Below are 24,788 nucleotides of genomic sequence, written 5' to 3'. Positions count from 1 at the left end.
CGTCAGGCCGCGCGCTGTTTCGGGGCCGGCGTCTTGGGCTTAAACGCGCAAAGGTCCGAAACGACGCATCGCCAGCATTCGGGCGTGCGCGCCTTGCACACATATCGGCCGTGCAGGATTAACCAGTGATGAGCATGTAGCCGGAACGGCTGTGGCACGACCTTTTCCAGCTTGAGTTCGACCGCGAGCGGCGTCTTGCCAGGTGCCAGGCCGGTCCGGTTGCCGACGCGGAAGATGTGCGTGTCGACCGCGAACGTCTCCGCCCCGAACGCGACGTTCATCACGACATTGGCGGTCTTGCGCCCGACGCCGGGGAGCTTTTCCAGGGCGTCGCGATCGGCAGGCACCTCGCCGCCATGGTCCGCGATCAATTGCTCGGACAGCGCAATCACGTTTTTCGCCTTGGTGTTGAACAGGCCGATCGTCTTGATGTGGCGCTTGAGCTTTTCTTCGCCGAGCGCGACCATCTGCGCTGGCGTGTGGACCTCCTGAAACAGCCGTCGCGTCGCCTTGTTGACGCCGACGTCGGTGGCCTGCGCCGACAGCACGACGGCGACGAGCAATTGATACGGATTGCCCGATTCGAGTTCGGTTTCGGGGTGCGGGTTGTCGGCGGCGAGACGGCTGAAGAACTCGACCACCTGGGCCTTGTTCACAGCGAAACGCTCACAGGCCGAGCACTTCCGCCATCGCGTAGCGTCCCGCGGGTTGGCCGGCGAGCCACAAGGCCGCGCGCACGGCGCCCCGCGCGAAGATTTCGCGGCTTTCGGCGCGGTGAATCAGTTCGAGCCGCTCACCCGACCCTGCGAAGATCACCTGATGGTCGCCCGCGATCGACCCGCCGCGGATCGACGCGAAGCCGATCGTCCCTTCCGCCCGCGCGCCCACCAGCCCGGCGCGGTCGACCACCTTCAAGTCGCCGAGCGGTGCGCCGCGCCCCTCCGCCGCCGCCTCGCCAAGCAGCAAGGCGGTGCCCGACGGCGCATCGACCTTGTGCCGGTGGTGCGCCTCGACGATCTCGATGTCCCAATCGGGCCCGAGCTTTTCCGCAGCGTCGGCGACGAGCCGCGCGAGCAGCGTGATGCCGAGCGAGGTCGTGCTGGTTTGCAGCACCGCGATCCGCGCGGCGGCATTGTCGATCATCGCATGGTGCTGCGCGGTCAGCCCGGTGGTGCCGACGACGATCGGCGTTCTGCCCTCGCACGCCGCCGCCAGATTCGCTTCAAGAGCGGAGGGTGCGGTGAAATCGACCAGCACGTCGGACGCGCGCGCCAGCACCAGCGGATCGCCCCCGGCGTCCACGCCACCGGCGACGGTCGCGCCCAAGTCGGTCGCGACGGCGGCGATCGCGCGCCCCATCCGTCCTTCGCTGCCCAGGATTCCGATCGCGGTCATGGCGGGCCTATTGCACCAAACGGCAGCGGCGGAACAGGGGGCGTCGTCGGCCCGATCACCAGTCGCCACGGCTGCGGGATGTAGTCGGTCGACATGTAGAAATAGAAGATGCACGCGCCGCCCCGATATGTCGCGCCCTTGACGATCCCCATCGCCGTCGTCCCGATAAACACCGGCGCTCCGCTGTCGCCGCCGCGGCAAGTCGGCCCGGCTACCGTCACCCAGGTTGGCAGGCACGGCCCGCCGCACAGGTCGCCCGCGGGGGCAAAATCGGTCAGCTGGACGATCGCGCAGCTATACCCCGTCGTCTCGCCGCGATGGCAGACGAAGTCGCCCGCGCGTGTGCTGTCGCGGCTGCGTTGGCCAGTCACCGGGCGCTCCACCGTCCGGCCGGTATCGGCGAAGAACAGACCGGGCAGTGGAGTGGACGCCGCGTTGATCTGGACGTCCTGATACCCCCAGCCCCATTGCCCGACGAAGCTGAGCGGCGTGGCGGTGCGCTTAGGATCGAGATAGGTCAGGTCGTCGAGGCAGTGCGCCGCCGTCGCGACGCCGTAACGCGTGCCGTCGGTCACGGTGAACCCGGTCGTACAGAGATAGCGCTTGCCGTCGGCGGGGCTGACACCCTCCACTCGCGATCCGCCCTTCGGCGCGGACAGATTGATGTCGATCTGATCGAGCACGAGGAGGCGCACCGGCACTCCGGCAATGCCCTCCAGCTTCGCGCGAAGCGCTTCCCTGCCCTGGGCGGCGGCGGTCGCGCTGGGCACGACGATGACCAGTTCGCCGGTGCGCGGGTCGAGGCCCATTGCGGGCGGACTGGGCAGCGCCGCGCGGATTGCCTCCTGATGATAGGTGATGGCCCAGATCACGCGGTCTCGGCTCGCCTTCGCGCCGGTGCGGAACACGATCGGCACCGTCAGCCCGTCGGCGTCGAGCGTGCGGTTCGGCACGGCCTCATCGCCGGTCAGGTACACCAGGATACGCAAGCGCGGCTTGTGTTCGATCGATACCCCGGCGACGCGATCGCGATAGACGGTCTCGATAGTGTCGGTCACGGCCACGCTGTCGGCCAGCGCGCGCAGCCGCCGCTCGGCCTCGGCCTGAGGTACATCGAACTGCTTGGCATATTCGGCGGCGTCCTGCGCCAGCGCCTCGTCCAGCGTCTGCACGCGGGGAGCGGTGGGCGCTGTCTGCGCGATCGCCGGGACCGCGAACAGGACGAGCAGGAGGGCGATAAGCCGACGCAACACGCGGCCGCTATACACGGCTTTGCCGCGCTTGGCAGGGGCGCGCTATCTCCGCGCGGCCAGCGCCGCCGCCACCGCCTTCTTCGCCAGCGGCCCCATCGCTGCATAGCCCTCCGCGTTGGGATGCACCCCGTCGAGCGTCAGCGCATCCTTCATCGCGCCATCGGGCGTTGCCAGCACCGAGCCGTAATCGACGAACGTCACCTTCTCGCGCTCCGCCAGTTCGCGCAGCCGGGCGTTGAGCGCAGCGATCTGCGGCGCGGGACGCAGGTCGGACCGCCAGCCGAACTTGTCCGCGGGCGGCGTCGCGGCCAGTACCACGCGAATCCCCGCCGCCTTCGCCAGCGTCACCATCGCGGCGATATTGCCGACGATCGTATCCATCGACGTGGGGCCGGTATTGCCCGCAATGTCGTTGGTCCCCGCCATGATGTGGACGACGCGCGGATGCAACGCGATCACGTCACCCGGGAAACGCAGCAGCATCTGCGGCGTGGTTTGCCCGCTGATCCCCCGGTCGATCCAGCCGCCGGTGAAGAAGCCCTTGTCGCCGTAATTCCACCCCTCGGTGATCGAATCGCCCATGAACACCACGTCGCGCGCCGACTGCGGCAGCGCGATCAGCTTCGCATTGTCGTCACGATAGCGGCACAGGTCCGCCCAGTCGGTCTTGCGCGCTTCCTGATAGGCCTTGAAGTAAGGCCCGGCCTCCGCAAGCGGCGGCGGGACCATCTTCGCATTGTCGGGCGCGTAGGTCTTTTGCCGCCACGCCCCGATCGCGGGCGGGATCGGGATTGCGGGCGGACACGGCGTATCGGTCACGCCAGTCGCGGCAGCGGCGAGCAGGATCAACGGAACGGCCATGGTCGCGCCTCCCTATGCGATACCGGCGCGCGCGATACGGCCGAGGTGATAGGCGCTGGGCTTCGGCGTGCGTTTGAACGTCGTGCGGTCGACCGCCACCAGCCCGAAATGCTTGGCATACCCGCTCGTCCATTCGAAATTGTCGAGCAAGGACCAGTGGAAATACCCGCGCACGTCCACCCCTTCCGCGATGACCTTGCGCAGTTCGGCCATCGTTTCATCGATGAATTTGATTCGGATCCGGTCGTCATCGGCCGCGATGCCGCTTTCGCTGGCGAAGACCGGTTTGCCCGTCGCCTTCGCGACATAGCGCAACGTGTTGCCGAGCGCGGCGGGGTAGTTTTCGTATCCGGCATCGGTCATCACCGCGTCCTTGGCGGGCGGCACCACGCCGTCCGGGCCGATCAGGATGCGCGTATAGGGCTGCACGCCGATGAAGTCCGCGGGCGTCGACGAATCTAACCACTGGCCATAGATCGTGCGCTGCAGCTCCTTCACGCCCGCTTCGCCGCCCGGCAGCGGCTGGAGGTCCTGCACCGAAATGCTGATCCCGACCGGATAGCCGCCGCCCGCCGCCTTGATCGCCTGATAGGCCTTGGCATGCGCGACATGGGTGGGGCCCGCGATCTTTTCGGCGTCGGCGAAGGCCCAGGACCGGAACGTGTCCGACCCGCACGCCTTGGCCGACGCGGCGAACATGGCGTCGATCAGCGGTCGCGCCTGGTCGATGCTGGGGATCAGGACTCGGATCAACTGCTGAATATTGATCTCGTTGAACGTCGTCGCAAAGGCGGGCAGCGACCCGAAATGCCGCGCGGCCTTGTCGGCGAACCGCGCGAACAGATCGGGTGCGCCGTCCGCCTCGAACCCACCCCGCGCCGCGAACCAGCGCGGCGTGGTGAAGTGCATGAATGTGACCATCGGCTTCAGGTTATGGGCGCGGCACGCCTCGAGCACGCGCTTGTAATGGTCGAGCGCGGCCATCGAGAATTGCCCCGGCTCGGGCTCGATCCGCGCCCATTCGATTCCGAAACGATGTGCGTTGAACCCCAGGCTCGCGGCGAGCGCGATGTCCTCGCCGAACCGTTCGTAACTGTCGCACGCGTCGCCCGACGGCTCCTTGTACAGCGTGGGCTTGATGTGTTCGTTGAGCCAGCCGTCCGAATTGACGTTATTGCCCTCGCTCTGGTGCGCGGAGATCGCCGTGCCCCACAGGAAATCCTTTTTTGCGGCGCGCGCGCGGGGCGCCGTGGCCTGCGAGGGCTGGGCCGACAGGGCGGCGGTCGCGCCAAGCCCGATCAGAAGGTCGCGTCGGTCCATCGCACTCCCCTTTTTCAACGACGCCATCGACCGGCAGGATCGCCGGCGCGGACGCATGTCACGCCATCTCGCGCGGCGACGCGTGCGAATGGACACTGGCAACGATTTGAAATCAAGGGCTGTCGCGTCGAACGGCGACGCGCCCTGGCGGAGACGGAGGGATTCGAACCCTCGGTACGGTTTCCCGTACGACGCTTTAGCAAAGCGTTGGTTTCAGCCACTCACCCACGTCTCCACGCAGCGGCGAAGCGCGGCCTATAGCGGGGCGCCGGGGGGCGATCAACCAGGGGATTCCGACTCGCTTCACCGCGGAATCGATTCGTGTCGTCGCTCGCGGTCCCACCGTTCATTGCCGGGCAATCCGCCACGGGCTTAGCTCACCGGATTATCGGGTGGGAGTTCGGGCATATGCGCCGGTTGATGACGACGATCGCGCTGGCGTTGGTGGCGCTGACTGGGCCAGTGGCGGCGCAAGTGACGACGATCGATCCCAACGCGGCGATCGACGGCGACCTGAAGAAGCCGAAGCCCGCGCCGACCCTTACCCCCGCGGCCGTCGATCCTGCGCCGCTCGCCGCCGATGAGCGCGGCGCGCCGCAGGATACGTCCCCCCCGCCCTATGCGCCGCCACCGCAGGACCAGACCGCGACCGTCGCCCCGCCCGAGGTTCCGCCGACCACCGGTCCGACCTATGACAAGGGCGACGTGCTCGCCGCGGCGGAAGGCGTGTTCGGCAAGGGCGCCAAGGGCCTGGCCGACATCATCGAGAAGATCCTGGCCAAGCAGGGCCGGCCCAACGCCTATATCGCGGGCAAGGAAGCGGCCGGCGCATTCGTCATCGGCGCGCGCTACGGATCGGGCACGCTCAGTCACGCGGTGGCGGGCAACCAGAAGATCTACTGGCGCGGGCCCTCCGTCGGGTTCGACGTCGGCGGCGACGCCACCAAGGTCTTCATCCTGGTCTATAACCTCTATGACACCGAGGATGCGTTCAAGGCCTATGCCAGCGGCGAGGGGCGGCTCTATTTCGTCGGCGGCTTCTCCGCGACGTATCTGCGCCACGGCAACATCGTGATGATCCCGGTCCGCCTCGGCGTCGGCTGGCGCGCGGGGGTGAACGCCGGCTATGTGAAGTTTCGGCACAAGGGAACGTGGGTGCCGTTCTAGGCGCAGCGCGGCAGCCGGTCACGCCCGGCTGACTCGCGCAAGCCCGGCCGGCAGGTCGGCGCGCCGACCCGTCCGACGACGCGGGATTCACTCCCGCGTCGGGCCTAGCCGATATATTTCCATGGCAACCTCTCCCCCGCATGGAACGGCACGATGTCACCCAAGCGATCCGGCACCTGCACCGCCCCCCGCTCCAACGTCACCGTCCCCTCGTTCAGCGGCAGCCCGTAGAAGCGCGGCCCATGCTCGCTCGCGAACCCCTCGAACCGGTCGAGCGCGCCTTCCTCGTCGAACACCGCGACATAGCTCTCGAGCGCGAACGGCGCGTTGAAGATGCCCGCGCAGCCGCAATCCATCTCCTTGCGCCCCACCGCATGCGGCGCGCTGTCGGTGCCGAGAAAGAATTTAGGGCTGCCCGACACCGCCGCCGCGCGCACCGCGAGCCGGTGCCGCTCGCGCTTGACGACCGGCAGGCAGTAAGCGTGCGGGCGGAGACCCCCGTCGAACAGCGCATTGCGGTTGAGGTGGAGGTGCTGTGGCGTGATCGTCGCGGCCACGTTGTCCGCGGCGTCGCGGACGAAATCCACGGCGTCGGCGGTGGTGATATGCTCGAGCACGATCTTGAGCGCCGGAAAATCGCGCACCAGCCCGATCAGCGTGCGTTCGATGAACACGGCCTCGCGGTCGAATATGTCGATCGCGCGGTCGGTCACTTCGCCATGGACCAGCAGCGGCATCCCCGCCGCCTGCATCGCCTCGAACACCGGGGCCAGCGCGGCGATGTCGGTGACGCCGTGCGCCGAATTGGTCGTCGCGTGCGCGGGGTAGAGCTTGCACGCCGCGAACACGCCCTCGCGGTAGCCCCGCACGATCTCGCCCGCATCGGCATCGTCGGTCAGATAGAAGGTCATCAGCGGGGTGAAATCGCTGTCGGCGGGCAGCGCGGCGAGGATGCGGTCGCGATACGCCTCGGCGGCGGCGATGCTCGTCACCGGCGGCGTGAGGTTGGGCATGACGATCGCGCGCGCGAACTGGCGCGCGGTATAGGCCGCGACCGCGCTCAGCATCTCGCCGTCGCGCAGATGGACGTGCCAGTCGTCGGGGCGGCGGATGGTGAGCTTGTAGAGCGCCACAGAAAACTCCGTTCGGGCTGAGCTTGTCGAAGCCCTGCCTTGTCTGCGGCGTCGTGTGAAGAAAAGACAGCCCTTCGACAAGCTCGCGGCGAACGGATGACAAAACGCCACGCCGCCCCTAGCTACACCCCATGACCACCGGAACCATGCTGACCGATCGCGCGCTGATCCGCGTCGCGGGGGAGGATGCGCGCGGATTCCTGCAGGGGCTGGTGACGCAGGATGTCCTGACGCTCGACGCCGCCACGCCGCGCTGGTCGGGGCTGCTGACGCCGCAGGGCAAGGCGCTGTTCGACTTCCTGCTCTGGGCCGACGGCGACGCGGTGCTGATCGATTGCGAGGCGGCCGAGGCCGAGAGCCTCAAGCGCCGCCTGTCGATGTATCGCCTGCGCCGCGCGATCACGATCGAGCGCGTCGCGGGCGCGGTGCATTGGGCGATGGACCATGCGCTCGGCGTGGCCGATCCGCGGCTGGCTGCGCTCGGCAAGAGGTGGCTGGGGAATGACGGCGATCCCGCGACCGGCTGGCGCGCGCATCGCCTGTCGCTGGGCGTCACCGAGGGCGTCGCGGAACTGGGCCAGGACAAGACCCTGTGGCTGGAGGCGAACGCCGCCGAGCTCAGCGGCGTCAGCTTCGCCAAGGGCTGCTATGTCGGGCAGGAGAATACGGCGCGGATGCATTACCGCGCCAAGGTCAACCGCCGCCTGGTCGTCGCGCCGATCGCGCCGGCGGGCGAGCGCACCCGCGCGGCCTATCCCGACCTCGGGCTGATGGTCGAACTGCGCCGGGTCGAGGCGCTGGGCGATGCGATCGTGCCGGACTGGCTGGCCGCGGCGCTGTGAGCGCCGATTGCTTCGTGATGATTTCGGGCTGCTCGGGCGGGGGCAAGTCCACCCTGATCGAGGAACTGGCGCGGCGCGGCTACACCGTGGTCCGCGAACCCGGGCGGCGGATTATCGCCGATGTGCGGGCGGGCAAGGTCGGCGCGCTGCCATGGGATGACCCGGCCGGGTTCGCGCGCCACGCTTTGGCGATGTCGATCGCCGATCATGCGGCGGCGAAAGGGCTGACCTTTTTCGACCGAGGCGTGGTCGATGCGGCGGTCGCGTTGCAAGCCGCGGCCGGAGAATCGGCGGCCGACGACGTCGCGCGCCATCGCTACCATCGCCTGTTCCTCGCGCCGCCATGGCCGCAAATCTACGAGCAGGACGAGGACCGCCGCCACGGCCTCGACAAGGCGCTGGACGATCATGACCGCGTCGACCGGGCGTATCGCGACGCCGGCTACCGTCCGATCATCCTGCCCTACGATGCCGTCGCCGCGCGGGCCGATTTCGTGCTGGCCAAGCTAGGCCGTCAGCGCCCCACCGACGAATAGGCGAACCCGGCCTTCGTCACCTCGTCGGCGCGATAGATGTTGCGCAGGTCGACCATCACGTTGCCGGTCATCGCCCCGGCGAGCCGCTTGAGGTCGAGCGCGCGGAACGTGTCCCATTCGGTCACGATCGCCACCGCATCCGCCCCCGTCGCGGCCTCATAGGCGTTGGCGCAATAGGTGACGTCCGGCATCATCGCCTTGGCCGCGTCCATCCCCTCGGGGTCGTAGGCGCGCACCGTCGCGCCGGCGTCGATCAGGCTCTGGACGATCGCCAGGCTCGGCGCGTCGCGCATGTCGTCGGTGTTGGGCTTGAAGGTCAGGCCGAGCACCGCGACGGTCTTCCCCTTGGCGTCGTCGTCCAGCGCATGGACGATCTTGCGCCCCATCGCGCGCTTGCGCGTGTCGTTGACCGATACCACCGCCTCGACGATCCGCGTCGGCGTGCCGAAATCCTCGGCGGTCTTGAGCAGCGCCAGCGTGTCCTTGGGGAAGCACGACCCGCCATAGCCGGGGCCGGCGTGCAGGAACTTCGATCCGATGCGGTTGTCGAGCCCGATCCCGCGCGACACGTCCTGCACGTTGGCGCCCACCGCTTCGCACAGATCGGCGATTTCGTTGATGAAGGTGATCTTGGTCGCGAGGAACGCGTTGGCGGCGTATTTGATCAGCTCGGACGTGCGGCGGCCGACGAACAGGATCGGCGATTCGTTGAGGTAGAGCGGGCGATAGACGTCACGCATCACGCCGCGCGCGCGTTCGCCGTCGTTCGAATCCTCGCTGCCGATGACGATGCGGTCGGGACGCTTGAAATCGCCGATCGCCGCCCCCTCGCGCAGGAATTCGGGGTTGGAGACGACCGCGATCTCGATGTCCGGCCGTTCCTCGCGGAGGATTTCCTGCACCTTGTCGCCGGTGCCGACGGGGACGGTCGACTTGGTGACGACGACGGTCGGGCCGGTCACCGCGGCGGCGATTTCGCGCGTCGCGTCGAACACATAGGTCAAATCGGCATGGCCGTCGCCACGCCGCGACGGGGTGCCGACCGCAATGAACACCGCGTCGGCGCCCGCTACGCCCTGCGCGAGGTCGGTCGTGAAGGTCAGCCGGCCCGCCGCGACGTTCGACGCGACGAGCTGGTCGAGCCCCGGCTCGTAGATCGGCATGCGTCCGGCCTTGAGCGCATCGATCTTGCCCGCGTCCTTGTCGACGCACACCACGTCATGCCCGAAATCGGAAAAGCAAGCGCCGGAAACAAGGCCGACATAGCCCGATCCGATCATCGTAATTTTCATGGATTGCCTCGACAGGTGGGGACGGAGATTTCCGGCTGAACGCCGGATCGTGTGAACGTCCCTCTAACGCAAGTCCGGGATTTTGCCAGCCGGATCATCGGCCAAGTCGAGCGGTGTTTTTTCAAAGTAGTGATACATCGATCATATCGTCTGACGAACAACGGCAGGCGTTTGCGGTCGACACCGCCTCCATCCCCTATACCCTTTGATGGATTTCGGTCCGGCGGCCCGCGCCACCGACCAGGGGTCCGATCGCCCGACCACGGATCCGATCGATCGTGTATCGTTTAGGCACGGCTTGGCGCCGGCGGTGCTTGCCCGACCGATCCAGCTTTCGATAGAATGATCTTTCGCTGATCCGGCCGCACAGGGGGGAATGAATTTGACGAATCTGGCCCGCTCGCGCGCGCTGGTCCGGCTCGACGGGCCGGGCCACATCATGCCCATCGAGCCGGTGACGCCACCCGACAGCAAGGTTTGGCGCGTCATCCACTTTCCCGCGATGCTGGCGGTCTGCGCGCTGGGTCTGCTGGGCGCTGCGGTGCTGGGGATCAAGCTGCTCGGCGTCGGCTTCGGTTATCTGACCTATGTGCCGGGTGCCCGTTACCTCGTGCCGCTGATCGGCGCGACGGCGGTTATCCTCGTCTATTTTATCTTCGTCCGGATCATCGAGCGGCGACGCGACTTTGAGGAATTGGGCACAGCGGGCTGGCTGACCGAGGTCGCGCTGGGTTTCGGCGGCGGCCTCGCGATGTGTCTCATGGTCTTCGCGGTTCAGGCCGCGGCGGGGACCGTCGGCATCGTGGGTTTCAATTTATCCCGGGAATTGCTCGCGCCGATCGTGACGCAGGTGTGTACGGCGATCTGCCTCGAGTTGGTGCTGCGCGGCCTGTTTTTTCGGCTCACCGAGCGGCTGTTGGGAAGCTGGATGGCGTTGCTGGCGTCGGCCGCCTTTTTCGGCGGAAGCGCGTTGCTGAGCGGAATGCCAACGAACTCGGCGCTCGCCGCCGGACTGCAGTCGGGACTCTTGTTCGCCGCCCTGTACATGGTGACGCGGCGGCTCTGGGCCGCGATCGGCCTCCATGCCGCGATCGGTGTCGCCCAAGTCAACCTGTACGGCACCGGCGGACTGATCGCGTCGCGTGTCGCGGGACCCGATTGGCTGACTGGCGGAGCAGGCGGCGTTGATGCTTCGTTGCCCGGTCTTGCGATTACCGGCCTTCTGGTCACGGCGCTGCTGGCGACCGCGATTCGCCGGGGACGCATCGTGCGGCCGATCTGGCGAAGTGGGCGCAGCGGGCCGGTAGCTCAGCCCTCCTTTGGGCACCTATCCCCTTGGCATACGTGATTGACGTAAGCCGTTGATTTAGCATAGCCTCCCGCGCGGGGGTGCAAATGGCAAAATATTTCGACCAGTTCCATTTTTCGCTGATTGAGCGGGATCAGCCAGACTTTCTGGTGCCGCCACTGCCTCGCGAAGACTGGCTCAGAGACAAGCTGGGAACAGGCTTCACGTTCCGGCACAAAGGCACTCAATTTCACTGGGTACCGCAAAACCTATCCGACGAACTCATTGTCGGCGTTATCGAGAGGAAGAAGACGCTCGCACAGCGCACTCCGCCAGAGGACGGCGCGCAAGAGTTTGAAGGCGAGATTTGGCAGGGCGCGATGGTCATCGTCGATCCCCAACATCGCCCCGACGGCCAAAAGGTCGCCGTTGAGGACGTGGGTAACGTGGGCCAAGCGAAGGCGCTGTTGGCTTCGTTGGTTGCCACGATCAATCTTCAAACGACCAATCAATATGTGCTGTTTTTCAAGCCACTTTTCCGGGGGGATTCCTTTTGGAAGTTTGCTGAAAAGCACGGCGGAACGCTTCAGTATGTAGCGTTCAAGTTCACCGTTCCGAATATGATTTTCAGTGCGGGCGGCGGCGTAAAAAAGGGCCTCAAGCGGATCGGCAACGATACCGGCGCACAAGAGATCGACGTCAGGCTCGAAAGCGACGACGGCGTTCAAGCAAAGAGCAAGAGCGTGCAGGAGGCTGTTGACTACGCGGAGGAAGGAAACGCTCGCGTCACCGCCAAAGCCGTAAGCGGCGAATATTGGTCATCGACAAGCCGAAAAATGACCGTTAAGATGCAGAGCATCTTAAATTTCGCGGAAGCGAAAGCGGAGCAAGTTCAGAAATGGCTAAATCAAGCGCTCGACCGTGGCCCGGATAGTATCAATCCTGATCCTGTTGACGATGATACTAGGGCTGGCGGCGATTAGTTATTGCCGGCCGGAATGGTTTAGCGATCTAGGTAATCCCTCCCTCAAAGGGTTTGTAGAAACTCAGTTGTTGTCCGTTCTGGGTGTGATCGTAACGATTACCTTGGCCTCGGCTGCCAGCTTGCACCTGGAACTCAATCGACTTGAAGATGATACAGGCGAGGGCTTCTCGGAAGCGCGCTGGGCGACCAAGGCGTATGCCTATCTTCTGATCGCTCTATTCGGCGTTGCAATGGCTCTGGTGGTGGCAAAACCGTTGCTGGCGACGGACGCCCATTGGCAAGCCGCATTCAATGGTGCGAGCATCATTATAATCGCACTCAACGGAATGGCGCTGATCGATCTAACGTCCGCGGTCTTCGCGATCCCGTCAAAGAGGAAGGCTGCCAGTGGGCAATCTACGTAAGGCACGCGAGGAAGGGAAAGTGGCAGAGTTTGCCGCCAAGCGGGATAAAGACACCCCGCCCGGTGACGAAGCCGCGTTCAACCGCGCTTTGTCGTCAATGGCCGGAACGTCGAAATCAGTTCCGGAAACATCGAAGCCGCGTTGTTCCGACGATTGAAGCGGTATTCAAATTCCTTGGCGTAGCGAGCAAGGTACTTGCCGCTCACGCTTACGTGGGTGCCCGCAATCGACACCTTCAGGTGCCGCCAGAAATTCTCAATCGCGTTCACGGTCGCGCCGGTGCGGGCGCAGACATATTCACCGGCGCGATGGTTCACCGCTTCGTGCGTGAAGGCCATGCCAGCCATGTTACCAACCGTGTTGTAGGTCCGATACTCGTCAGTGTTTACCGTCGAGCGGGGCTGCACATTGGCGCGGATCAGCGGATAGATGGTGCCGCGCGTGCGGTTCGGAATAACGTGCGTCACGACGTCGCCGCCAGTCTCTAGCATCCCGAAAACGATGGTCTTGCCTTCCGCCGGATCGCCGCCCCGCTTACCGCGAGCGAAGCGACCGCCCACGAACGTTTCATCAATCTGGACGGTCTTGCCTTCGCCGCCGATCGGGTCGTTGCCGTCAACGTCCGCCATGTGCTGACGGATCAGCCCGGCCATGCGCCACGCGGTTTTGTAGGTCACGCCGAGCTGACGCTCCAATTCCTTCGCGCTGACACCGTGGCGCGTCGTCGTGAACAGGTGGATCGCGTAGAACCAAAGCTGGAGCGGCGTCCGGGTCTGTTCGAACGGGGTGCCGACCGTGGGGTGCAGATGGTGGCCGCACCACTGGCAGGAATAAGCGCGCTCCGCCTTGATCCGATACCAGTTCGAGGGGCGCTCGCACGACGGGCAGGTGTAGCCCTGCCCGAACCGCACGTTGAACAGGTGCGTGAGGCAGGTTTCGTCGTCAGGGAACTGGCGAAAGAACTGCGTCGTCGTGAGGGGTTTCTGTGCCATGCACAGCATATGGCACAATCAGATTACGTATGCAAGGGGGATAGATGCCCTCCTTTGGCTAGCGGAGGCCCGCTTTCCCCCGCGCTGCCCGATAAGCCGGGCGAGCATCCGCTTTGCCAGCCCGCGCGCTTGCGGCGAGGGGAACTTCTTCTGCCTCCTGCCCAAAAGCGGCCGATCACAATAACCCGTCTTTCGCGGAGATACCTCGCGGCCTCACGCGGCGGCGAAACCCTGTCGCGGCTCGGGTGTTTTCGCGCCGCTCACCCGGCGATTACGCCGGGCGCGAAATAGCATCGCCGTTTCATTGCAAGGTGCAAAGAAAAAGGGGGGCCGGTTTCCCGACCCCCCAAATTCTTGACTTATGGAAAGACTTACTGACCCGAGCCCGGGCCGTAGTTGATTTCCACGCGACGGTTCTGCACTTCGCGCACGCCGTCGGCAGTCTGAACGCGCAGGCGGGTTTCGCCGAACGCTTGCTCGGTGATGACCGATTCCGGGATCGAGTGAGCGACCATATAGGCCTTCACCGAGTCCGCACGGCGCTGCGACAGACCGACGTTGTACTTCGCTGAACCCGACGTATCGGTGTAGCCTGCGACCATCACGTTCGCATTGCCGCAGTTCGCGTACTGCGCGATCGCGTTGTCGAGGATCGACGCCGCTTCCGGCGTGATGTCCGACTTGTCCCAATCGAAGAACACGATGAACGGACCAGGCGCGCAAACCGGCGGCGGCGGCGGAGCGACGGGTTCCGGCGCCGGCGGCGGCGGAGCGACGGGCTCGGGTACCGGCGCGGGCGGCGGCGCCGGCGGCTCGCCGAAGTTGAAGGTCACGCCACCGAGCAGGCTGTGCGACCGGAAACGGCCTTCCAGCGTGCGGCCGTTGATGTCGACCAGCTTGACGTTCTGGGCGTTGAAGAACTTATACTTCAGCGTCGCGTCGATACGATCGGTCAGCGGCGCACGGATGCCAGCGATCGCCTGCCAGGCGAACACGGTGTCCGAATCGTCGAGGAACGAGCCGTAGCGGTTCAGCGCATATTTCTCAGCCTTGACGCGGGCGACACCGACACCGCCGCCAACGAAGCCCTGCAGGCCATCATCGTCACCGAAATCGAGCATGCCGTTGAGCATGAAGCTGAGCGCGGTGGTCTTGCCACCAACATAGTCATAAGTCCCCGGCGTAAAGGTCGTCGCAACGCCAGTTGAGGTGTACACCGGCGTCCGCAACGTCGAGCGCCAGCTATCGAGATTGGCACCCTTGTACGAGACCTCGGCCTCAATCCGGAACATGCCAAAATCGTAGCCAACGTTGCCGCCGACATCGTAGCCATATTCATGATCAGCCTGGGCTGCATCCTTGGTCTTGGTCGTGCCGCTGGTGATGTCGAAGTGAATGTCTTCGACAATCATCGCGCCGCCTTCGACGCCAACATACCACGCCTTGTCACGCGCGAGCGCGGGCGTCGCAAGTGCGGTTGAAGCGAGCGCCACGGCAATGGCAAGCTTGCGCATCTGTATCCCCTTTCACAATGTCACTACGGACAGCGCAAACTCACTAACCAATGGATGGTTTCCGCGCAAGCGAAACAAACTCGGTTAGCTGTGGCGTCGGGGCAACACTTTTCTCGCGCTTTTCCGCCGCTTCGAGGTCATGTCGCGATCAATCCGTGTGCACGTAGCGCAGCGAGAATCGCGGCCAGCGCCGTGCGCGATTCAGCGTCGATCACACCACCCCCGGCGGGCGCCGCGATCGCCGTCTGCCGAGGTCCCACGACACGATCCCCGCCGATCACGAGGTGGGCGCACGCCTCCTCGCCCAAGACCCACCCGCCCGCGACAAACCGGGCAGTCAGCGCGTCCGCGACAACCCACGCCGCCATTCCCTCGACCGGCGCCACGAACCGCCAGCCGCCGCCGGTCCAGCCCGCAAGATGGTCCGCCTTGCCGCTCCACGCCCCGGTCGGCGCGGTGCCGACGATCCACGATCGGCCCGATTCGGGCGCGACCGGCGGGGCATTGTCCCCGATCGTCTCGACCGCCGCCTGGACGATCAGGTCGAGCGCGGCGATCGCCTCGTTATGCCCCATCTCCTTCTGCGCCTGGCCCGGCTGGAGCAAGGGGACAGAGAAGCGGTCGGTTCGGGTATCGCTCATGACATTGGTGCCTTTGTTCAGGAAAGGATGACGCGCGCAGGCGGCGATTCGCCAAACGTGCCGACCTGGCGAACTTCGATGATCGTACCTGCGACTGCTTCGCCCAGGTCTAGTGGGCATTCGGGAGCGATCGTGGTCGCCAAACGGCGGCCGCCAGCCGGCGGCGTGATCGTGACGCGATAGGCCTCGCTTTCCTCGGCAAGCGGCACGTCGCCGCCGTCGATCCAGCGGAACCCGGCGCGGCTGCGGCGCACCCAGCTCAGCGTCGGCGTACCTGCCTCCATGCCCAGGCGAAGCTGCACCGGGCTGGGCGGCCGCACCGACGCGCCGTCGATCGCGCAGTCCGTCTCGACCGGGCCGGCGGTATCGCCGATCCCGCTCGCCAGCACCCGCACGGTCGAGCCGATCGCCGCGACCGGCAAGTCGATCGCGGCGACGGTATCGCCGGTCAGCAACGCGAATCGGTCGCCCATCGCCTGCGTCCCCGCCGCCGCCTCGGTCCCGCGCCGCCCGCGCCACAGATGCGACAGCCGCCAGCGGCTGGCGCCGATCTGCTCTGCGCGCCCGAACTGGAGCAATTCGTTCCCCGCCAGCGCCAGATTGCCGCCGCGATCGAGTGCGGCGTCATCGGCGTCGTGCAACACCATGTCGGCACGCGCTAGGTCGACCTCGAAGCTGTTCGTCAGATCGGCGAGGGTCGATGGCGCCGCGGCAAGCACGCTGGCGAGCGTCCCGACTACCGCAGGCGCCGCCGTCTCGCCCCCGTCGCGCCAGCTCGCCCCGTCGTCCAGGCTGTAGAGCAAGCTCGCGCGCCGCCACCCTGCTCCAGTCCCGTTGGCCATCACCGACAGGCGCGGCGCGGCGAGCGGCGAATCGCCGAGCGCAGGCAATTCGGCGACGTGCAGCATCGTCGTCCCCGCCAAACGATCGGGCGCGGGCAGTGCACGGCCCGGGGACGCGCCCGGCATCGGCCCCGGCGGCGTCGCACGCATGCAGGTCAGCGTCGTCACCATCGCCTCCAGCGCGGCTTCGGTCACGCGCCACCGTCCGCCTTCACCCTGGATCGCCACCAGACTGCCGGGCGCGATGGCAGCGGCGTCCGCCGGCAAGGCGACGATCCGCTGCTCACGCTCTATGTCCGCGCGCCGCACCAGCGTCTCGGCCAGCGCCTTCGCCGCTGCCGCCGCCAAAGCCGCAGGCAAGTCGATCCGCTCGTCACGCGTTCCCGCCCCCGGCCGCCGCGCGCGCTGCACCCCGGTCTGATAGTCGCGCGAGGGATCGTAATAAGCGAGGCTGAGCGTCTTCGGCGCGCGCTCGATCGCGGCGATCGTCCGCCGCGCGCTCCTCGCGCCCGACGCGGCGAACCCGCCATCGGCCACCGCCACCACGGGACTGTCGGCGTCGGTCATCGCCAGCACACCGCCTGCGCCCCTGAACCGCGCCCCGCTCGCGCTCGCCAGCATCTCCGCCACCGCGCGCGCCGAGCCGCCATAGGCCGAGAAGCCGTCGAGCGTCGCCGCGACCCCGGCATCCGCGATCGCGCTGTCCGCCACGTCGGCGGCGATCGTCCCGACGCCGACCGGCCCGGCATCGGCGATCAGCTCGAAGGTCAGCGACGGAATGCGGTTGCCGAAATCGCCGAGCGGCATGTTCTCGAAGACCGCATAGGCGCAACCGCGATGCGCGGGCGTCACCCCCGCTCCCTCGATCGAGCCGATCAGCGGATCGACCGGCTGGTCCTCCCCGCCCGGGTGCAGCCGAAACCCGGTCGCCACCTTGAAGTCCCCCGCAGCCCCGCGCAGCAGATTGCCGTCCGCCCAGATCCGCCCGACCCCCGCGACCGCGCGCCCCGACAGCAGCACCGCGAACGACGCCGAATAGCTATAGGTCGTGACCGATGGCTGCCCCTTGTGGTGGCTGGTCGATCGGCTCTCGACCAGGTCGGTCGACCAGATCACGCAGCCCGCGACGCGCATCGTCCCGAACACGCGCGGTATCTGGCTGTCATAGCTCGACGTCTGGAGCTTGAGGTCGGTCAGCGTCGGCCCTTCGCGGCCCTTGGGCTTGAAGATCTCGCCGTCGATCCGCTGGCCGACCAGCGCGCCGATCGCGCCGCCGATGGGGCCGCCGATCGCCGTGCCGACCGCGGTCAGGATCAGCGTCGCCATTCAATCCTCCCGAATCCATGCGGCCACGATCGGCCAGGGCAAGGGCGCTGCGCGTTCGACCACGCGGCGCAGCGACGCGTCGGCGTGGATGATCCCGTCGCCCGTCGAAATCCCGAGATGCAGTTGTCCAGGCCCCGGCGCCGCGAGCAGAGTCGCGCCCGGACCTTCGCCGCGCACGAACCCTAGCCGCGCCAATTCCCGCGCGATCCGCTCGTGCGGCGACGCCCGCAACGCATAGCCGGTCGGCGCAGCGACTTCCCACGCCCACGCCACCAGCCCCACGCAATCCATGCCCGCCAAGCCGCGCCCGTGTAGCCGGAACGGTGCTCCTATCGCTCTGCGCGCCCGTGCGAGCGCACGTTCCGAAGCCTTCACGCTCCCGGATACCGCGTCAGCAGGTCGATCCCCGGCAAATACGGCTCGCCCCGAAAATTGACGGCGTTGGCGAAGCGCGCGGCGCAGGTCGCGATGCTCTTGTCGCAGCCCTCGATAAGTTCGACCAACGCGCCGGCCGGTTCGAATCGCGGCGGGCTGCGCAAAGTCAGCGTTGTCCCGCTCGACTCAGCAATCGCGCTCTCCAGCCCCGAATTACCCCCGCCGATCCAGCGCAGCGACCCGTTGCCATACGCGTTCGCGACCGGCTCGACCGCATCGACCGTCAGCATGGTGTCCGCCACCGCCGTCACCCGCGCCAGCCGCCGTCGCCCGGCCATCGCCACGCGGCACCGCGCATCGCCCAGCTCGGCGCGGCATTCGGGCGAGGTCGCCTCGCACACCGGCCGGTCGAGCAACACCCCGACGCCCGCCAGTTCGGCGGTGAACGCGCCATCGCGCAATTCGACTTGCCCGATCCGTCCTTCGCCCAGTTCGGCGATCACCGCGCCCGCATCCCAGTCGACCGCGCGCACCACGACGCGCGCGCCGTCCCAGCGTCCGGCGATCAAGTCGCTCTCGGCGATCGCCGCGCCGCCCAGCGCGCCGGTCACATCCATCGTATCGGCGTCGAGATCGGCCGAGCGCCGGATCGCCGAGGGCGTCATCCCCGGTGCGGCGCGATAGGCGAAGCCGTCGATGCTCAGGTCGCGGTCATGGCTGGTCAGCCCGATCGCGACCCCGTCGCGCCGCTCGATCCGCCACGTCAGCGCGATGGTGGAAAGGGTGTCCATGATTACTCCTTCAATCCTCCCCGTTCACGGGGCGGGGGACCATGCGAAGCATGGTGGAGGGGGCTTTCCTCAGGCGAACCGCTTGCGGCCCGCCCCCTCCGTCAGCCTGCGGCTGCCACCTCCCCGTGCCGGGGAGGATTTTCACGCCTCCCGCACCTCGACCAGCGGCACGCTCGGCGCCGCGCCCGCGAGGAAAGTCGCCAGCGACACGCTCAGCCGGTCCTCGGCGAACCGCACCGGCACGTCGAAGGCGAAGCTCGCCGTCACCGCAGCGCCGTCCGCCGGGGCGCTATCGAGTTCGACCCAACCGCCCGCCGCGACGCTGAACGCCGTGGTTGCGACGCCCGCGACCTTGACCGCCACGCTCCCCGCGACCGGCCGCGTGATCCGCCGCACGCTGTCGCCATAATGCCGCACCAGGGCGAACCGCGTCGCGATCCCATCGCCCTCGCCGATCGCCTCGTCCACACCCGCCGAATCGAACGGATCGCGCAACCGGAACCCCCTCGCCGGGCCCATCCGCGCGCGGAAGAAGGCGAGCAGATCGGCAATGTCCGCTTCCGACCGCACGCCTGGCCCCACGTCGTAGCTGGTCCGCGCCTCGACCCAGCTCGCGGTCCGCGCCTCATATCCTCCCGCGCTCGTCGCGATCGCGGTCGAGAAGCCCGGTGACACCTCGGCCTCGCGACCCAGCGCGAGCGGAAACAGCACGTCGTCGAAAGCCTGCACATCGTCCTCCGCCTGTTCGAAATAAACCAGCCCGTCGCGCATCACTTGCGGCAAAGCCCACAGGAACGTGCGCGCGGCGTCGCTCGCCTCGGCTGCCGCGACGATCGCCGACCAGTCGTCGGGCACCTGCGCGAAGCCGCTGAAATAATGCTGGTCGCCCGGCGGATAGCCGAGCCGCGCGCCGGCTTCGGCCCGCGCCATCGCCGCCAGCCGCGTCGCGCCGCCCGTGACCCATTCGTAATCCTCGAGCTGGAGCACGTCGAACGCGCCCGCCCAGCCGAGCGGCAGGTTCATCCGCCGCACCTCGGGCGCGCGCGGGTCGAGCACGCTCGGCAAATAGGCGAGGACATGGCTGACATCGCACCCGCTCGCCGCCACCAGCGCCGCGGTCGAGGCAGCAAGACTTACCCCCGCCGCGTCGAGCGTCGCCTTCTGCGCCGCGCTCAAACTCCCGCGCACGCTCGGCACCGCGACCGGCGCGAACGCCGCCACCGCCGCGTCGTCATAGATGCACGGCCGTCCGTCGCCATCGACCCACCACCACGGCTCGCCGACCTGGAATCGTTTCACCAGACCGGCATCCCCGGCGATGCCCATGAACGCCGCCGCGATCCCCCGCAGATAACTCATCGCGTCACCATTGGCCGGCGACAGCAGCGCCGACGGCGGCACCCAGCCGGTCTGCGCGGGCGACCCGTCGGCGGCGCGTTGCTTCCAGCTCTCCGGGCAATGCCGGTCGAACAATTCGTAACTCAGCGACCAGATCACATCGTAACCCAGCGCCTTCGCCCGGACCGCAAAATCGCGATGCCACGCCGCCGCCGCGACGTTGATCCCGCCGCTCGCCAGCCCGCCGTCGAGCCGGAAATAATGGCTCATGCCCACGTAATGATTGATCGCCCCGCGATAGCCGAGCCGCAGCGCGTTGCGCAGCACGCGCGCCGGCGTCAGATTGTAGCAGTCGTCGTAACCCGTCGCGATGCCCAGCCGATGCTCCGGCACCACCACGTCGCCGATCGCCAGCACCGATCCCGGCCCCTCGCACGCGATTCCGCTCATCTCCGCCCAGCCCTCGGCGGGCGCGGACAAGTCGCCGCTCGCGCCGGTATAGCCCGGCGCGGTCAGCGACACGAACATCCGGTCGACATCCCCCGCCCACACCGGATCGGCTTCGCCCGGCAGCACGAACCCGCCGTCGAGCGCCGCGAAATCGAGCGACACCTGCGCATCCTCGGGATCGCCGACGGCGTAATTCCACAGCCGCACGTACCAGGTGCGCGGATCGCCCCCGGCGTCGCGCCCCTCGATCGTCAGCGTCGGGCCGTTCACCGCATCGAGCGGCGTCACCCCCGACGAGCGCCAGCGGAAGCTCAGCCGGCACGCCCGGAAATCGCGCGCCGTCGCGTAGCGCAGCAACGGATGGTCGTAGCCGTCCTCGGCATGCCAGATCAGCCCGGCGAGATCATCGGTGCGATAGAACACCGCATCGACCCGCAGCGCATCGGGCGCGCTCGCGGTAACCGCCGCCACCATCGGCCGCGGAAAATCGACCGTCCAGTACACCGGGTCGAACCGCGACAGGATGCTTTCGCTCTGCACGGTCCGCGCGGTCGCGAGCCAATAGGGCATGAAATTCTCCTAAATCCTCCCCGTTTACGGGGAGGGGGACCGCCGACCGCAGGTCGGTGGTGGAGGGGGCTCGCCCCACGCGGTTCGAGTGCGGCCTGCCCCCTCCGTCAGCCTTCGGCTGCCACCTCCCGGTAAACGGGGAGGATCTAAGCTCCCTCCAACGCCGCGCGGACCGCGCGCGCGACCTGGCGGCTCGATCGCTGCAGCGCCTGCGGGGCCTCGCCCGCGGCGGCGTTGACCGTGATCGCGACCCGCACCTCACGGCTCGCGCCGTCGCTCGCCTCCACCCTTCCGCTGGCGGTCGGGACGAACAGCTCGGGTCCGCGCTCGCCGACCCGATAGGGCCGCCCGGGCGACACCGGCCCGCCGGTCGCGCGGCCGGGCGATCCGGCGAGCAACCCGACCAGCAACGATCCCAGCCCGCCGCCCGACCCACCGCCGATCGCCTGCACTCCGCCGCGCAACGCCGACGCGGCGATCGCGCCCGTCACCGACAGGATCGTCGCCTTCAGGTCCTCGAACCCCAGCTTGCCGGTCCTGACCGCGCGCAGCAGTGTGCCCTCGATCGCCCGCCCCGCCCGCTCGGCGCCCGCCGCCAGCGGCCCGTCCAGTTCGCCGCGCATCGCCGCGACGTCGCGCGCGAACCCGGCGGTGTCGGCGCGCACCGCGATCACGAGCCGCTCGATTTCCTCATCCATCGGGAAACATCTCCATCAGCCCGGCCAGGTCGACCGGCGCGGCCTGCTCGCCCATTGCCGCCGTCACCAGCACCGCGAGCTCCGCCGGCGTCGCCGCCCAGAACGTGTCGGGGCTCCACCCGAACATCAGTCCGGCGAGGCCCGCGAGGCGCTTGGCAACGTCGGCGAACCTATCGCCCACCCAGAATCTGCCCGAGCAGCACGCGCAACGCTGGCGTCGCACTGGCCAGCCCGCCCGCCGCGACACCTTCGCCGAACGCCTCGCGAGTCAGCCCCTCGGGCGGCGCGGCCAGGCAATGCCAGAACAAGGCGACCAGCTCGCCGATCCCCAACGCGCCATTCGCGGCCCGCTCGACCAGCGCGAACAGCGGTCCCAGCTCCTGCTCCGCCGCGACCAGCGCCGCGAAGCTCGGCCGCAGCACCAGCTCGGCCCCGCCGACCCGCACCATCGCCTCGCCTCGCGCGGGGTTCGCGCTCACGCCGACACCACCGCGCCCGAACTCTCCAGGCTCAAGGTGTACGACCGCTCCCCATTGAAATCCCCGGCATAATCGAGCCGCGTGACCAGGAACTTGCCCGTCATCGTGTCGCCGCTTTCGAAGCTCAGCCGATAATCGTCGAGCGCGCCCGCCAGCGCGTTGCCCTTGATCCGCGTCTCCGCCGCGGAGCCGGTGAACACCCCCGCCCCCGACACGCTGACCGACCGCACCCCCGCCCCCGACAGCAATTCGCGCCACCCGCCCGAATCCTTGGACGTGATCGCGACGAGCTCGCCATTGATGCTGAGCTGAGTCGTCCGCAGCCCCGCGACGGTCGCATAGGCCACCGGCGACGCGCCGTTCCCGACCTTCAGAAGGAAGGCCGATCCTTTTTCCGCTGGCATGATGTTCCTTTCACAAGTCAGGTCGTTCGATTTATTTAGAAATATGCGTCATGCCGGCCCCGCCCGAGGAGGCCGGGGAATGACGATGATCCGGAAGTTGCTGTTGCCGCTCGTCGCCGCGCTGGCGCTCGCGGGGTGCGACAGCCGTTACGTCACCGTCCGCTATCGCGTGACGATAACGGTCGACGATGCCGGCACGACGCGCACTGGGAGCGGCGTGTGGAGCTACTCGCTCAAGAAAATCGGTATCCCGCTGGTCAGCCCCTATCATGGTAAGTTCGAGGGCCAGCCGATCCTGGTCGGTCTGTCGGACGGGCGCACATTGTTCCTGCTGACGGAGGGGCGCTATAATACGGACTTGGCTGCGTCCTTTCCGGAAAATCTGTTCGGACCGCACCTCGCCAGCAGAAGTAAGCGTGGCAATCGTCTTGAGGCGATGAGGGCCGTGGCGATCAACGTTGGCGCCCGCGCGACGCTGGATTGCGATTATTCGAAGCCGCCGGTTTATTCGGACTTTCCAGTCGAACGCGCCAAGGATCATTGCCTGATGCTGGCGATGGCAAAGGGCTGGCCATCGGAGAGGACGTCGCTGACCGACCTGCATAACGAACCTGACCTCCGTATCAGGAAGGTCGAGATCGAGATTGTCAAATAGGGCGATCACACCGCCAGTACCCTGATCTGATACTCGACCGTCGCGGCCCATTCCCCCGGCCGCGCGCCGCTCACCCGCGCCCGCACGAACACGCAACTCGCGATCCGCCAGCCGCTCAGGTCGCGCGGCACCGCCTCCACCGCGCCGCCGGCCGCCGCCGCCAGCGCGTGCGTGCGGGCGGGCGCGTCGGCGCGGTCGCGGACGGTCAGCACCAGCCGCACCTCGCGCCCGGGCTTGTCCTTGGTGCTCCAGTCGGCGGCCACGATCGGCCCGAGCTCGATCCACGGCGCCGACGCCTTGACCGCGGGGCCGTCGAACACGCCGTTGACCTGGTCGCCCAGCGCATCGCGCACCCCCGCCAACACCGCGTCCGCCAGCACCCGTTCCGCGCTCATCGCAGGACGCTCCCGATCCACACCAGCCGCGGATCGTCGAGTACGCCGCGTCCGGTAACGATCACGCGATCGCCATCGATCTCGACATGCAGATCCGGCAGGTCCGCGGCCAACGCCGCCGCCAGCCGAGTCAACGCCCGCTGCTGCGCATGGTTGACGGCGAGGATCGCCCGCGCCTCGAGCCGGGTCATGCCCGCACCTCGCGCGCCAGCGCCATCCGCCGGAACGGTCGCCACAAAGCCGTCACCGCGGCCGGCGGCGGCTCGCTCGCATCGCGTTCGGTATAAAGGTGCGCGGCGAGCAGCACGACGCCCTGCCGCACCGGCGCGGGGATCAGCGGCCAGGTCGCGATCCACCCGGCCTGATACGACACCTCGACCACGTCCGGGACATCGCCCGTCACGCGCACCCAGCCGTTTGCTTCGGCATCCAGATCGATCGCATAGTCGTCGACCGCAAGCGGGGTAACGTCGTCACCCGCGACCGCCGATACGCTGGTGATCGCCATCACCGGCGTCGCGCCCAGCGCTTGCCAGCACCGGCTGCCCGCCACTCGCTCGGTCATCGCGCGCAGGATCAGCACGCGGCCGAGGAAGCGCTCGGCCAGCCCCAGCGCAGCCTCCGCGAACGCCGCGATCAGCGCGTCGTCATCGGCCACCGCGACGCGCAACGCCGCCTTGACCTCCGCCACCGCCGCCACGCGATCCGCCGTCCCGAGCGTCATCTCGCCCGGCCCGTTGGTTGTGAATGTCATGTGGCGTTCCTTTTGGCGCGCTCATGCGCGCGTGCGTTACCGGCCCGTTCCCCCACCCGACCGCCCAATCAGTTTATTCTATGGGCGG

At 67.5% G+C, this 24,788-nt stretch carries 27 protein-coding genes, 1 tRNA gene and 1 pseudogene; 7 read left to right on the top strand and 22 right to left on the bottom strand.

Annotated elements, in window-relative coordinates:
* Positions 1-2 precede the first annotated feature (2 nt).
* The 6 genes from nth to J0J06_RS12720 form a co-directional block, all read right to left on the bottom strand.
* Positions 3-656, bottom strand: a complete 654-nt coding sequence (gene nth, locus J0J06_RS12745; protein WP_294042582.1) for an endonuclease III — start codon at positions 654-656, stop codon at positions 3-5.
* A gap of 10 nt (positions 657-666) precedes the next feature.
* A complete protein-coding gene (gene dapB, locus J0J06_RS12740) occupies positions 667-1,395 on the bottom strand; it encodes a 4-hydroxy-tetrahydrodipicolinate reductase (protein ID WP_294042580.1) in 729 nt (242 codons plus the stop codon).
* Positions 1,392-2,648 (bottom strand): hypothetical protein, encoded by a 1,257-nt coding sequence (locus J0J06_RS12735; RefSeq protein ID WP_294042578.1) that lies wholly within the window; start codon positions 2,646-2,648, stop codon positions 1,392-1,394. Before J0J06_RS12735 ends, dapB begins: the two co-directional genes overlap by 4 nt.
* Before the next feature lie 42 nt (positions 2,649-2,690).
* Positions 2,691-3,509, bottom strand: a complete 819-nt coding sequence (locus J0J06_RS12730; protein ID WP_294042576.1) for a GDSL-type esterase/lipase family protein — start codon at positions 3,507-3,509, stop codon at positions 2,691-2,693.
* A gap of 12 nt (positions 3,510-3,521) precedes the next feature.
* The gene (locus J0J06_RS12725; RefSeq protein ID WP_294042574.1) at positions 3,522-4,829 is read right to left on the bottom strand and encodes a family 1 glycosylhydrolase; all 1,308 of its coding nucleotides are present in this window, start codon (positions 4,827-4,829) and stop codon (positions 3,522-3,524) included.
* 145 nt (positions 4,830-4,974) lie between these two features.
* A tRNA-Ser gene (locus J0J06_RS12720) sits at positions 4,975-5,064 on the bottom strand.
* Positions 5,065-5,237: 173 nt separating this feature from the next.
* Here J0J06_RS12720 and J0J06_RS12715 point away from each other — a divergent pair.
* The gene (locus tag J0J06_RS12715; protein ID WP_294042572.1) at positions 5,238-5,996 is read left to right on the top strand and encodes an EipA family protein; all 759 of its coding nucleotides are present in this window, start codon (positions 5,238-5,240) and stop codon (positions 5,994-5,996) included.
* Between the two features lie 104 nt (positions 5,997-6,100).
* Here J0J06_RS12715 and pyrC read toward each other — a convergent pair whose 3' ends face one another.
* Entirely contained in the window at positions 6,101-7,129 is a 1,029-nt protein-coding gene (gene pyrC, locus J0J06_RS12710) for a dihydroorotase (protein WP_294042571.1), read from the bottom strand.
* Positions 7,130-7,260: 131 nt separating this feature from the next.
* Here pyrC and J0J06_RS12705 point away from each other — a divergent pair, with 131 nt between their 5' ends.
* Positions 7,261-7,971: a folate-binding protein gene (locus tag J0J06_RS12705; RefSeq protein ID WP_294042569.1), complete on the top strand. Its 711-nt coding sequence runs from the start codon at positions 7,261-7,263 to the stop codon at positions 7,969-7,971.
* Positions 7,968-8,507 (top strand): AAA family ATPase, encoded by a 540-nt coding sequence (locus J0J06_RS12700; RefSeq protein ID WP_294042568.1) that lies wholly within the window; start codon positions 7,968-7,970, stop codon positions 8,505-8,507. Before J0J06_RS12705 ends, J0J06_RS12700 begins: the two co-directional genes overlap by 4 nt.
* Here J0J06_RS12700 and J0J06_RS12695 read toward each other — a convergent pair.
* The gene (locus J0J06_RS12695; RefSeq protein ID WP_294042566.1) at positions 8,486-9,799 is read right to left on the bottom strand and encodes a UDP-glucose/GDP-mannose dehydrogenase family protein; all 1,314 of its coding nucleotides are present in this window, start codon (positions 9,797-9,799) and stop codon (positions 8,486-8,488) included. The genes J0J06_RS12700 and J0J06_RS12695 overlap by 22 nt on opposite strands.
* Positions 9,800-10,181: 382 nt before the next feature.
* Between J0J06_RS12695 and J0J06_RS12690 the strand changes: the two genes are divergently transcribed.
* From J0J06_RS12690 to J0J06_RS12680, 3 genes are read left to right on the top strand one after another with little or no spacing between them, the layout of a single operon-like run.
* Positions 10,182-11,147, top strand: coding sequence for a type II CAAX endopeptidase family protein (locus tag J0J06_RS12690; protein ID WP_294042564.1), 966 nt, complete (start codon positions 10,182-10,184; stop codon positions 11,145-11,147).
* A 47-nt stretch (positions 11,148-11,194) separates the two neighbouring features.
* On the top strand, positions 11,195-12,070 hold the full coding sequence (locus tag J0J06_RS12685) for a hypothetical protein (RefSeq protein WP_294042562.1): 876 nt from the start codon (positions 11,195-11,197) through the stop codon (positions 12,068-12,070).
* Positions 12,039-12,476, top strand: a complete 438-nt coding sequence (locus tag J0J06_RS12680; RefSeq protein ID WP_294042560.1) for a hypothetical protein — start codon at positions 12,039-12,041, stop codon at positions 12,474-12,476. The genes J0J06_RS12685 and J0J06_RS12680 overlap by 32 nt, the downstream gene beginning before the upstream one ends.
* A gap of 152 nt (positions 12,477-12,628) precedes the next feature.
* Here J0J06_RS12680 and J0J06_RS12675 read toward each other — a convergent pair.
* The 11 genes and pseudogenes from J0J06_RS12675 to J0J06_RS12625 form a co-directional block, all read right to left on the bottom strand.
* Positions 12,629-13,468 (bottom strand): annotated as a pseudogene (locus tag J0J06_RS12675) (IS1595 family transposase); the annotation flags it as partial.
* A 371-nt stretch (positions 13,469-13,839) separates the two neighbouring features.
* Complete coding sequence (locus J0J06_RS12670; protein WP_294042558.1) at positions 13,840-14,982, bottom strand: OmpA family protein; 1,143 nt, start codon at positions 14,980-14,982, stop codon at positions 13,840-13,842.
* Between the two features lie 137 nt (positions 14,983-15,119).
* The gene (locus tag J0J06_RS12665) at positions 15,120-15,623 is read right to left on the bottom strand and encodes a DUF2793 domain-containing protein (RefSeq protein WP_294042556.1); all 504 of its coding nucleotides are present in this window, start codon (positions 15,621-15,623) and stop codon (positions 15,120-15,122) included.
* Between the two features lie 17 nt (positions 15,624-15,640).
* Positions 15,641-17,791: a phage tail protein gene (locus J0J06_RS12660; protein WP_294042554.1), complete on the bottom strand. Its 2,151-nt coding sequence runs from the start codon at positions 17,789-17,791 to the stop codon at positions 15,641-15,643.
* Positions 17,792-18,082 (bottom strand): peptidoglycan endopeptidase, encoded by a 291-nt coding sequence (locus tag J0J06_RS12655; RefSeq protein WP_366931231.1) that lies wholly within the window; start codon positions 18,080-18,082, stop codon positions 17,792-17,794. It lies immediately after the preceding gene.
* Positions 18,083-18,162: 80 nt separating this feature from the next.
* The gene (locus J0J06_RS12650) at positions 18,163-18,957 is read right to left on the bottom strand and encodes a DUF2163 domain-containing protein (RefSeq protein WP_294042551.1); all 795 of its coding nucleotides are present in this window, start codon (positions 18,955-18,957) and stop codon (positions 18,163-18,165) included.
* A gap of 141 nt (positions 18,958-19,098) precedes the next feature.
* Entirely contained in the window at positions 19,099-21,315 is a 2,217-nt protein-coding gene (locus J0J06_RS12645; protein ID WP_294042549.1) for a DUF2460 domain-containing protein, read from the bottom strand.
* A gap of 146 nt (positions 21,316-21,461) precedes the next feature.
* Positions 21,462-22,013 carry a tail tape measure protein gene (locus J0J06_RS12640; RefSeq protein WP_294042547.1) on the bottom strand — a complete coding sequence of 184 codons (552 nt, stop codon included), beginning with the start codon at positions 22,011-22,013 and terminating at the stop codon, positions 21,462-21,464.
* Positions 22,006-22,140 (bottom strand): phage tail assembly chaperone, encoded by a 135-nt coding sequence (locus tag J0J06_RS12635; RefSeq protein WP_294043358.1) that lies wholly within the window; start codon positions 22,138-22,140, stop codon positions 22,006-22,008. Before J0J06_RS12635 ends, J0J06_RS12640 begins: the two co-directional genes overlap by 8 nt.
* A 43-nt stretch (positions 22,141-22,183) precedes the next feature.
* Complete coding sequence (locus tag J0J06_RS12630; RefSeq protein ID WP_294043356.1) at positions 22,184-22,462, bottom strand: gene transfer agent family protein; 279 nt, start codon at positions 22,460-22,462, stop codon at positions 22,184-22,186.
* A 26-nt stretch (positions 22,463-22,488) separates the two neighbouring features.
* A complete protein-coding gene (locus J0J06_RS12625) occupies positions 22,489-22,896 on the bottom strand; it encodes a phage major tail protein, TP901-1 family (protein ID WP_294042546.1) in 408 nt (135 codons plus the stop codon).
* Positions 22,897-22,975: 79 nt separating this feature from the next.
* On the opposite strand from J0J06_RS12625, the gene J0J06_RS12620 reads away from it, so the two are divergent.
* Complete coding sequence (locus J0J06_RS12620; protein WP_294042544.1) at positions 22,976-23,551, top strand: hypothetical protein; 576 nt, start codon at positions 22,976-22,978, stop codon at positions 23,549-23,551.
* Between the two features lie 5 nt (positions 23,552-23,556).
* Here J0J06_RS12620 and J0J06_RS12615 read toward each other — a convergent pair whose 3' ends face one another.
* Genes J0J06_RS12615 through J0J06_RS12605 form a run of 3 tightly spaced genes read right to left on the bottom strand, consistent with a single transcriptional unit; the run spans position 23,557 to position 24,700 of the window.
* The gene (locus J0J06_RS12615; RefSeq protein ID WP_294042542.1) at positions 23,557-23,946 is read right to left on the bottom strand and encodes a DUF3168 domain-containing protein; all 390 of its coding nucleotides are present in this window, start codon (positions 23,944-23,946) and stop codon (positions 23,557-23,559) included.
* Positions 23,943-24,137, bottom strand: coding sequence for a hypothetical protein (locus tag J0J06_RS12610; RefSeq protein WP_294042539.1), 195 nt, complete (start codon positions 24,135-24,137; stop codon positions 23,943-23,945). Before J0J06_RS12610 ends, J0J06_RS12615 begins: the two co-directional genes overlap by 4 nt.
* Entirely contained in the window at positions 24,134-24,700 is a 567-nt protein-coding gene (locus J0J06_RS12605; protein WP_294042537.1) for a hypothetical protein, read from the bottom strand. Before J0J06_RS12605 ends, J0J06_RS12610 begins: the two co-directional genes overlap by 4 nt.
* Between the last annotated feature and the right edge of the window lie 88 nt (positions 24,701-24,788).

Origin of the sequence: Sphingomonas sp. (assembly GCF_017304615.1) — a bacterium.
Classification (GTDB): domain Bacteria; phylum Pseudomonadota; class Alphaproteobacteria; order Sphingomonadales; family Sphingomonadaceae; genus Sphingomonas.
The sequence above is the reverse complement of the archived record's forward strand: the minus strand, read 5'-3'. Positions and strand labels throughout refer to the sequence as shown.